The organism is Roseobacter sp., assembly GCF_024639605.1.
Classification (GTDB): Bacteria; Pseudomonadota; Alphaproteobacteria; order Rhodobacterales; family Rhodobacteraceae; genus Roseobacter.
The window spans coordinates 1-9,867 of sequence record NZ_JAHEHZ010000128.1 but is presented as its reverse complement, the minus strand read 5'-3'; the positions used below and the strand labels follow the sequence as shown (position 1 = coordinate 9,867).

General features: G+C 59.9%; 7 protein-coding genes and 1 pseudogene. 7 read left to right on the top strand and 1 reads right to left on the bottom strand.

All coding sequences use genetic code 11. From position 1 onward, the window contains the following. Positions 1–82 precede the first annotated feature (82 nt). Positions 83–1,489, bottom strand: a complete 1,407-nt coding sequence (gene uxaC / locus Q0M35_RS14605; protein ID WP_295316569.1) for a glucuronate isomerase — start codon at positions 1,487–1,489, stop codon at positions 83–85. Positions 1,490–1,697: 208 nt separating this feature from the next. Between uxaC and Q0M35_RS14600 the strand changes: the two genes are divergently transcribed. From Q0M35_RS14600 to Q0M35_RS14570, 7 genes and pseudogenes are all read left to right on the top strand, one after another. Next, a complete protein-coding gene (locus Q0M35_RS14600; protein WP_295316567.1) occupies positions 1,698–2,537 on the top strand; it encodes a universal stress protein in 840 nt (279 codons plus the stop codon). Positions 2,538–2,771: 234 nt separating this feature from the next. Further along, positions 2,772–4,052: a serine/threonine-protein kinase gene (locus Q0M35_RS14595; protein ID WP_295316565.1), complete on the top strand. Its 1,281-nt coding sequence runs from the start codon at positions 2,772–2,774 to the stop codon at positions 4,050–4,052. A 20-nt stretch (positions 4,053–4,072) separates the two neighbouring features. After that, entirely contained in the window at positions 4,073–5,215 is a 1,143-nt protein-coding gene (locus Q0M35_RS14590; protein WP_295316563.1) for an FHA domain-containing protein, read from the top strand. Continuing rightward, positions 5,208–6,098: a protein phosphatase 2C domain-containing protein gene (locus Q0M35_RS14585; protein WP_295316561.1), complete on the top strand. Its 891-nt coding sequence runs from the start codon at positions 5,208–5,210 to the stop codon at positions 6,096–6,098. The genes Q0M35_RS14590 and Q0M35_RS14585 overlap by 8 nt, the downstream gene beginning before the upstream one ends. Next, the gene (locus Q0M35_RS14580; RefSeq protein WP_295316560.1) at positions 6,098–7,312 is read left to right on the top strand and encodes a hypothetical protein; all 1,215 of its coding nucleotides are present in this window, start codon (positions 6,098–6,100) and stop codon (positions 7,310–7,312) included. The genes Q0M35_RS14585 and Q0M35_RS14580 overlap by 1 nt, the downstream gene beginning before the upstream one ends. 149 nt (positions 7,313–7,461) lie before the next feature. Further along, entirely contained in the window at positions 7,462–9,555 is a 2,094-nt protein-coding gene (locus tag Q0M35_RS14575; RefSeq protein WP_295316559.1) for a dynamin family protein, read from the top strand. Next, positions 9,548–9,867: pseudogene (locus tag Q0M35_RS14570) on the top strand (hypothetical protein); the annotation flags it as partial. The gene Q0M35_RS14575 and the pseudogene Q0M35_RS14570, both read left to right, overlap by 8 nt.

The following is a 9,867-nucleotide window of genomic DNA, read 5'->3' as shown; positions in this document are numbered from 1 at the left end:
GGTCTGTCACTCATCTGGTCCGTCCCCTGTTCCCGCGCTGCCATCTAGCCCGCCAGCGGGCCCGAACAAGAGCCCGCACGTGTCAGAGCCTGTAAGTGCGCCGCGCAAGTCCGGTTGTCAGTTCGGCAATCATCTCAAAAGCTTCGTCCTCGCGCAGCCGGTGATCCGCGACGAGCCGCGCCAGATACGCGCAATCGACCCTTCGTGCGACCTCGTGGCGGGCCGGCACCGACGGAAAGGCGCGGGTGTCATCGTTAAAACCAGCTGTATTATATATCCCGGCGGTCTCGGTCGTTTGTTCGCGAAACCGGCGCATACCCTGGACGCTGTCGTGAAACCACCATGCCGGCCCGAGTGTCAGGCAGGGCCAGGCCCCGGCCAGAGGAGCCAGTTCCCGCGCATAGACACTCTCGTCGAGTGTGAAAAGAACGATTCTCAACCCCGGCGCATCGCCCACGGCATTAAGGAGTGGTGCGAGGTTTCGGGTGAATTCTGCGCGCGTCGGGATATCGAACCCCTTGTCCCGTCCGTAGGCTGCAAAAACCTTCGTGTTGTGGTTTCTCAGCGCGCCGGGGTGGATCTGCATTACCATACCGTCCTCTGCACTCATCCGGGCCATCTCGGTCAGCATCTGTGCCCGGAAAAGGGCTGCGTCCCCGGGTTCTGCCCTGTTACGGTGTACCCGGTCATAAAGCGCTGCCGCATCGCCCGGCGAAAGATCCGCCGTCCCGGCGTCGGGCACGCCATGATCCGTTGCCGTGGCCCCCAGATCACGAAAAAACGCCCGGCGGATGCGATGCGCCTCAAGATACCCTGCCCATGTACCGGTATCCGCTCCTGTAAGCTCTGACATCTCCCTGAGACCGGTGGCGAAGCCCTCATGGTCCGGGTCCGTGATCTGATCCGGCCGGTAGGTCGGTATAATCCGTCCCGACCATGACCCGTCAGCCAGCGCGCGGTGGTGAGTAAGCGCATCCAGCGCACCATCGGTGGTGGCCATCACCTCGATGTTAAAGCGCTCAAAAAGCGCGCGGGGGCGGAATTCCGGGGATGCCAGTTTGTCGCTGATGAGATCAAAGCTTTCGTCAGCGGTTGTCGCTGAGAGCGGCCTGGTGAAACCAAAGAGACGGTCAAAAGTGATATCAAGCCAGAGCCGCGTTGGCGTGCCCCGGAAGAGGTAATAGTGCTCCGCAAACCGCCGCCAGATATCACGGGGATCAGCCTTCCTGCCCCGGCCATCGGCGCGTTGCACACCAAAATCCTCCAGGCGCATGCCCTGACTTGCAAACATACGTGTGATGTAATGATCCGGCGTCACCAGCAGGGCGGCAGGATCAGAAAAGGGCGCATCCCTGGCAAACCACGCCGGCTCGGTATGCCCGTGCGGACAGATCAGCGGCAGATCGCGCGCCACTTCAAAGAGAGCGCGCGCCACCCCGTCCGCTCCGGTCCCCGTCAGCAGCGTATCTTCGTGAAACAGCCGTCCCATAAACATTCTCCCGCCCGTTTTAAAAAAGCCCGCCGGGCCACACCGGTTAGCGCAAAAGCGCTGCACCGTGTCAAGCGCGCGAGGGGTCCGGCAAAACCGGCTTGATCATGATCAAGGTCATGTTCGGCTCAATGACTATGATGTCCGTGCGGGCCACCCCGGGCCCGACCGGACCGGGCGCGCGCAAAACACCAGCGGGAGAGAGCCGATGACCATCACAACCATCCACGTCTGCCTGACCACCAGCACGCACGCTGAAACGCTGCTGAAATTCGCAGTGCCTCTGGCGCGCGCGCATAATGCGCATCTGGTGGGATTGCACACCATTGAGGCGCTGGTCGTCTATCCCGGCATTGCCATGCACATCCCTGATCAGGCCTTCAGCGCATTCAACGAAAGCCAGATCAAAGAGGCGAGAGCCATTGAAACGATATTCAGAACATTCTGTCGGAACGAGGATTTTATGAGCGAATGGCGTCTGATGCGCGCGCAGTCGGTCTCGGCGGCCGACAGGCTGGTGGAAAGTTCGCGGGCCGCAGACCTCATCATCATGTCGCACGACGACGAGGCAACTGACCGCTATGATCACCGCCGGGTTCAGGAACGGGTGATCCGTGAATGCGGCAGGCCGGTGATTGTCGTACCGCTGCACTACGAGGGGCCTTTGGCGGGGAACCACATCATGCTGGGCTGGAGTGATACGCGCGAGGCGGCGCGGGCCGCGCATGATCTCATCCCGCTGGCCCTTGACGGCGCACAGGTCGATGTCGTTCACATCGGACCGGAACTCATGGATGAATTCAGCGATCACAGCGCGCTGGATCTGGCCGGCATGTTCGCCCGGCACGGGCTCAGCGCGGAGATCACGCACAAAGACGGGCATGGTCGCGACGTCGCGGCGCTGCTGGGAAAGATGGCTCTTGAGAAAGGCGCCGATCTTATTGCGACCGGTGCCTTCGGGCATTCACGGATACACGATTTCGTCGTCGGTTCGGTGACATTGTCCCTGCTGCGCGACGCGCCGCTGCCGGTGCTTTTCAGCGGCTGAAAACACCGTCGGGGTGAGCGCGACTCTGCCTGCCCGCTCCGGTGCGCCGCCCGGCGCGCCAGGAAACAATTTCTGCATCAAACTGATTACAAGTGCGAAAAAGCGCCTCTCGCCATTGAGCGGACGCAGCATTGCCATGTTCTGATCACAATCGCAGCCGATCAATAGCATTGTAGGAAAATAATACTCAAAGCTTCTTCAGCGTCTTAACCCATGCAAATCGGATGCGATCAGATGAACCGGATGCCAGCAATAGAGGACGGCCCTCAGGGTGACCAGCTGCCCGACGGCGCACGCCTGCTGCAGGGACAGTATCAGATCGAACGTCAGCTGCAGCGCGGCGGATTCGGTATCACCTATGTGGCGCGCGACAGCCTCGACCGCGAGGTCGTGATCAAGGAGTGTTTTCCCGGCGACCTGTGTGAGCGTGTGGACGGCAAAGTCCGCGCCTCCGAGCCCGGTTTCGAGGGTCAGCTGATTGCTCTGCGGCGGCAGTTCATCCGCGAGGCGCGCAGCATCGCAAAATTCCGCCACCGCAACATCGTCTCCGTGCACCAGGTCTTTGAGGAAAACAACACCGCTTACATGGCGCTGGACCAGGTCATGGGCGCTGATCTTATCACCATCATCGAAGAGCAGCCGGGCCGGGTCACACCGGGCTTTATCCGCCTCGTCCTGGACCAGATGCTGGACGCGCTCGGCTACACCCATGATCAGGGTGTGCTGCACCGTGACATTTCGCCGGACAACATCCTTCTCGATGACAACGATAATCTGACTCTCATCGATTTCGGTGCCGCGATCGAACAGCCCAGACCGGGTGAGCGCGTCTTTTCCTCACTGATTGCTGTCAAGGACGGTTATTCGCCGCATGAGTTCTATCTGCCGGATACGCTGCATGATTTCTCAAGCGACCTCTATGCCCTTGGTGCCACGCTTTTTCACATGATCACAGGCGAGGCGCCACCCTGCTGTCAGGTCCGGCTGTCGGCCACTGCGGCCGGTGAGCCTGATCCCTGCACGCCGCTGACCCGGGGTACATGGGACTGCGACTATAACATCCTGGCCACGGTCGACAGGGCGATGAATGTGCTGCAGGAAGACCGTTTTTCCTCCGCCTCCGAATGGATGGCAACGCTGAACAGCCTGCCGCTGCTGACACCGCCCGCACCGGCGCGCAAGGAATTTGATCCGATCCTCGAGAGCACAATCTCGCGGCTGGTCGAAGAAACAAACACTGAGCTCGACCCCGGCCGGCCCGGCATGGAAACCCGCGCACGGCGCGAGATCGAAGCCCAGTCCGCACCCAGAAAGAACGTCGTCGATATCTTCGGAAACCCGATTGAAGATGTCTCGACCTGGCTGAAAGAACAGGAACGCAGCGATCAGACTGCGGAATACCACGATACCCCGACAGATGAGCCCGAATCCACACACCCCGGACGATCACGCATGGCCAGACTGCTGAGCCGTTGCATGCCGGGCAAAAAGTCCAACGAGCAGTCAAGAGACTGATTTTCCCCACGGAGATCCCCATGAAGTTCATTCGCGATATCATCAACGAAAAACGCCATTCCGCACAGGCGCAGACGCCACCGGCTGACGACACTCTGCTTGAACCGCAGGACGCGCAAAGCGATGCGCTGGACCTCGGTGCCTATCTTCAGGCGCCTGCGACAGCAAAAAATCCTTTGCCCCCTATTGCGGATCTCGATGCCCTTGAGCGCGCATTCGACAGCGATGATTATGCCGGCGAAAACCATGAGGACGAAAACTTTGATGCCGACGGTTACGAAGATGACGGTTACGAAGATGACGATTATGAAGACGACAGTCTGACTGCGGACGCCACGGCGGAGCAGGAACCGTCCCTGGATCCGATGGACGCGCTTTTTGCGCAGAAGGTTGCACCCGGCGAGGACGCTGCATCTGACGATGATCAGGACGCAGACTACGAAGACGACGCCGCCGGTTTCTTTGCCGGTGCACCGACGGCTTCCGATGAGCCGGAAGAGGAAGCCGACGACTTCGAAGAGGATGCACCTGAGGCCTCCACCGTCACCACGACCGCTTCCATTGCGGATTTGCGTCGTGCCATGGCGGCAGAGCGTACATCACGGCGCCATGAGGTTTCCGCAGATATGAGTGTGGCCCGGGCTGTCCCCGGTGCGCCGGTACAGATGCCTGCCCCCGCCCCCGGACGCGGCAGCAGCCGTTCAGGTCGGGTGAAAACCCGCCTTCTGGGCTTCACGCCCGGTACAGAGGAAAGCACAGATCCGATGGCGCGCGCCGAAAAGGCCGGCCAGAGCGAATTCGCAGTTGGCTGGGTTGTCGTAATCGAAGGTCCCGGACGCGGCGCATCCTTTACGCTCTTCGACGGTGTCTCAAAGATCGGTCGCGGGACATCACAGGCGGTTTCGCTGAACTTCGGCGACAACAGCATTTCACGCGAAAACCACGTGTCGATTGCCTATGATGGCGAACTGAACCAGTTCTTTATCGGACACAGCGGCAAAGCCAATCTTGTTCGGGTGAACAACAAACCGCTTCTGAGCACGGAAGAGATCCGCAATGGCGATACCATCCGTGTGGGCGAGACGACACTGCGTCTGATCGCGCTCTGCGGAGAAGAATTTTCCTGGAACAAGCCGGCGGAAAAAGACGCGAGATATGCCTGATCCCGTCGCATATCTTTATGACGCGGCCCCGGCGATCAGCCAGGGCCGCCGTGACCACCAGGAAGATTCGCTTGCCGTCGATTTTTCCCGGGGCGCGGGATATGGTTTTATCGTGCTCGCCGACGGTATGGGCGGGCACGCAGCGGGCGATATCGCCAGCAAGATCGTGGTAACCGAGATCTTCAGTGAGCTGAAGATGCATGCCGGCGATCCGGCGATGCTTGAAGACAATATCGGCAACATCCTGCGGGCCGCCACCGAATGCGCCAACGAGAGCGTGGCAAGCTATGCCCGTCGACGGCCGGGTGTCCAGGGCATGGGGTCCACGCTGGTGGCTCCTGTGGTGATCAACAACCGGCTCTACTGGATTTCAGTGGGCGACTCGCCGCTCTATCTCTTCCGCGGCAACCGGCTTTTCCGGCTGAACGAGGAACACTCGCTGGCGCGTCGCATGGACCGGATGGTCCGCAAAGGCGAGATGGACCCGGGCGAAGCGGAGCAGCATCCCGACCGGCAGTGTCTGACCTCAGTTCTGATCGGTGACCCGATCCCCGAGGTTGATTGCCGCGACGTGCCTGTCGAGTTGCGTGACCATGACATCGTGATCGCCGCCAGCGACGGCCTGCAGTTCCTGACGGAACCGCAGATTGCCCAGCTGATCTATGAACACCGCCACAAATCCGGCGAAGAGATCGGTGCCGCGCTGATGAAAGCGATCGGCGATCTCGACGATCCGGAACAGGACAACGTGGCGATCTGCGTGCTCAAGGTAAAAACACCGCGCACAGAACAGAAAACCGCAGCACCCGGGCGCAGGCTCTTTCTCAATCTGCATGGCGAGAAAAAGCTGATGATGAGTGCCCGCCCCGCAGGAGGCAGATGATGAACGCACTTGCTGATACCCACAACCTCACCGACATGCTCGCCGACGCGATGCAGGCAAACCGGATGACCGGCTCTGCACGCGATACCGGCGCACTGCTGCTTGAACACCTCAGACGCCCGACTGTAATTGTCGTGGCGGGCCTTGCCGGTGGCGGAAAAACCAGTCTGATCAACATGCTGGCGGGCACCGGTCTGATGCCGGCGCTTGGCACGGTACCGATCACCGAACTGACCTGGGGCGAGAAGCCGAAAGTGGTGACCGAGCTTCGTAACGGCGAAATGGTGACCTTTGACGGCGCGCCCGATGCAGCGGAGTTCAGCTCTGATGTTCTGCGTGTCAGCATCGAGACCCCTTCCGATGTATTGCGCGACCGGAGTTTTATCGAAGTGTCCCTGCCCGATGAGCAGGACAAAGCAGAAGATTTTCTGGACTGGGGTCTTGAGCGTGCCGATGTAGCACTCTGGTGCACCCAGAATTTTGACGACCGCGAATATATGCTCTGGGCCTCTGCGCCCGACCACCTGAAAGACCGCAGTTTTCTGGCCCTGACCAAGGCTGATCAGCTGCATGTAAAAGGTGTTCTGACGCGCCGGCTCAAAGAGCTGGACGCCCGCGCAGCAGAGGAATTCTATGGCCTCTACCCGATTGCGACGCTCCAGGCGCTCGCCGCGCAGAACACCGCTCCGGACGCCAACGCGTCGTTGCTGACAGCAAGCGGTGGCAGCGCGCTGATGGAGGGACTTGAGCATCAGATAGAAGCTGGTCGTATGGCTGATATAGACCACGTGCGCATTCTGCTCGATCGCGCCGGGGTGGCACAGGCACCGGCAAAAACACCGGTGCCGGACCCCGGACTGACAGCAATGGCCGCTCCCGGCGCAGAATCTGCCGACCCCGCCGCAGCCTGCGCGCAGGCTCTGGCGCTGATCGACCGGCTCGCAGATGACCTGCGCGCGCCGGAGGGATATCTTCCCGGACCTCAGGCAGGCCGGGTGCTTGCCGCCTGCGCGCAATCTGCCTCGGATGTGGCTATGCTGCTGGAGAGCACTTCGTGTGACAGCCCGGCGTTCAGCGCGCTGCGCGATGAGGTCTCCGATGCAGAGCAGCTGATCACATTGCTGTCGTCAGAATCCGGCGCCGCAGCTGCCACTGACGCGTTGGCGCTGATGGTTCAGATGCGCAAGGAAATTCATGCGGAAACAATGCGATGAAAACTCCGGGTCGGCGCTCTTTTGTCGAAACAGTGCCGGATTCCCACCACAACTTTGCCAGATATGACCGCTAAACCTTTCATCAGATAAAGAGCAGTTTTTAGTCAAAGGCCTCACAGGAGGCCACGTAGCAGGTTCCGGGCCCGAAAATGAATGTAAAACCACAGATTGACGAAGCAGAAAGCAACGCGCTTACACCCCTCCCGTTTCTGACGGAAGGGATGGAGCCGATGCAGGAGCTTGCGGAACGCAGCGCCCGGCTGTCGGACCTGATGGACCGGCTGAGCGGACTTGCCGGCGATGCCGCCGCACGCCCGCTCGCCAGATTGCAGCGCGAGCTTGAAGAATCCGAGCCTGCGATCACATTTCTGGGTCAGGTCAAATCGGGCAAAACCACGCTGGTGAATGCCGTTGCCGGATGGTCTGATCTGCTGCCATCCGACGTTAACCCCTGGACATCGGTTGTAACGTCGCTGCATCTCATCCCCGGCGAAACCCGCAGCGAAATCGGCGCGTGTTTTCAGATGATGAAGGCCGATGAATGGGACCGCCTCGTGCAGAAAGGTGGCCGCTTGGGTGAGCTTGCTGATCGTGCCGGTGCCGGCGACGAGATGGAGAAAATCCGTCAGCAGGTTGAAGAACTGCGCGAGAAATCCCGCCGTCGTCTGGGCAAAAAGTTTGAAATGCTGCTGGGTCAGGAACATGACTACGGTTATTTCGACAAAGAACTGCTGGAACGTTACATCTGCCTTGGTGACGACGTTTTCGAATACGAAGACACCGATGCGGGTGCAGACACCCAGGGCAGGTTTGCTGATATCACCAAATCCGCCGATCTGACTCTGCACAGCCCGACATGCCCGGTGCGGCTGTGTCTGCGCGACACGCCCGGGGTAAACGACACTTTTATGATGCGCGAACAGGTCACGATAAACGCAGTGCGCAACAGCCGCATCTGTGTCGTCGTGCTCTCGGCGCATCAGGCGCTGAGCTCGGTCGATATGGGCCTGATCCGGCTGATCTCCAATATGTCATCGCGTGACGTGATCATCTTTGTGAACCGCATTGACGAGTTGCGCGATCCTGAAAATCAGATCCCCGAGATCGAAGCCAGCATCCGCAAAGTACTTGCAGAAAACGACGGCCCCGAAGGCGCCGACATTCTGTTTGGCAGTGCCTGGTGGGCCAACATGGTGCTGTCCGACAGCGTTGACGAGCAGACAGAAGCCACAGCTGCGCGCCTCAGCGGCATGTCCGACCGGGCAAAAAACCCCGGTCAGAACGGGTATTCGGCGGCGGAAAATCTCTGGCACCTCTCGGGGATGCCTGCCCTGCAGCGCGCGATCGGCAATCAGGTCGTAAGCAGCATCGGCAATGCTCTTCTGCGCCGCACGGCTGCCTCAATGGCAACCATCGCCACGGGACAACAGGCCGCCAACAAAGTCATGATCAGCGGCGATGAAACCGAAACCGGGCTGACCATGCAGGAAATCCGCAGAGAGCTCGAGGCGCTGACGAAACGCCACCTCGATGCGCTGAACAGCGACCTGGCGGATGTGACCAAAAACTACCGCGCACGTGCAGACCGTGCCCACATCAACTTCGTGGACCGGGCCACCCATTCGCTGATCACGCATCTTGAGAAAATCGGCGCGGACCACATGTGGGAGTACAATCCCGCAGGCCTGCGCATGTTGCTGAAATCTGCGTTCTCGGTCTTTGCGTCAAGGGCACAGTCGGTATCCAGAAAGAACTTCGAAGCCGCGACCGAAGAGCTTGCAGGCTTTTACTTCCGTGCCTTCGGAAAGGCGGTCGAGGGTGTGCAGCTGTCGGTGCCTGACGTGCCCGAAATGCCTGCACCGGTCTCTCTCGCACAAAGCATCGCACTCGATTTCAATGACGGATGGTGGAAATCATGGTGGCGCCGCACACGGGGCTATCAGGCATTTGCCAAACGGTTCCGTTCGCTGATTTCAGCCGAAACTAAAGAATTTATGGCACGTGTCCGTGACACCCAGCCCGACGAGATCAACGCTGAACTGATCGGCGCTATGACAGCCTTTATCGAGCAGAACCGCGATGTGCTTTATGAAATCGGCAACAGCCGCGGAGACAAAGACGGTTTGCAGCGTCTTTGCCTTGGTGCCGGAGAGGCCGACCGCGTGGAACAGCTCGAAGATATCCTCAAAGAGCTCAAAGTTTATGCCGCGATGCCCGATATGGAGCCGGCAGACCATGGATGATCTGACACCCCGAAAGCTGAACGGCGATGCGGCGGCCCCGCGTCCGCGCCTGGCCCTGATGGGAGAGTTCAGTGCCGGCAAAAGCACACTGACCAACATCCTGCTAGGCTCGGCCCCCCTGCCGATGAAGGTGACGGCGACCCGACTGCCCCCGGTTCTGATGACCTATGGTCCGCCCTCCGCGCACGCGATGGATATGGACGGCAACCGCATTCCGTTTGATCTGAAAGACCTCAACAGCATCTGCCTTGATGAGACCCAGCACATCCATCTGACGATGGAAGCTGATACGCTGATGCTCTGTGATCTGAT

Excerpts from the sequence above, each read along its gene's own strand:
- uxaC (WP_295316569.1), bottom strand. The coding sequence starts at position 1,489 with ATGGGACGGCTGTTTCACGAAGATACGCTGCTGACGGGGACCGGAGCG.
- Q0M35_RS14600 (WP_295316567.1), top strand. The coding sequence starts at position 1,698 with ATGACCATCACAACCATCCACGTCTGCCTGACCACCAGCACGCACGCT.
- Q0M35_RS14595 (WP_295316565.1), top strand. The coding sequence starts at position 2,772 with ATGAACCGGATGCCAGCAATAGAGGACGGCCCTCAGGGTGACCAGCTG.
- Q0M35_RS14590 (WP_295316563.1), top strand. The coding sequence starts at position 4,073 with ATGAAGTTCATTCGCGATATCATCAACGAAAAACGCCATTCCGCACAG.
- Q0M35_RS14585 (WP_295316561.1), top strand. The coding sequence starts at position 5,208 with ATGCCTGATCCCGTCGCATATCTTTATGACGCGGCCCCGGCGATCAGC.
- Q0M35_RS14580 (WP_295316560.1), top strand. The coding sequence starts at position 6,098 with ATGAACGCACTTGCTGATACCCACAACCTCACCGACATGCTCGCCGAC.
- Q0M35_RS14575 (WP_295316559.1), top strand. The coding sequence starts at position 7,462 with ATGAATGTAAAACCACAGATTGACGAAGCAGAAAGCAACGCGCTTACA.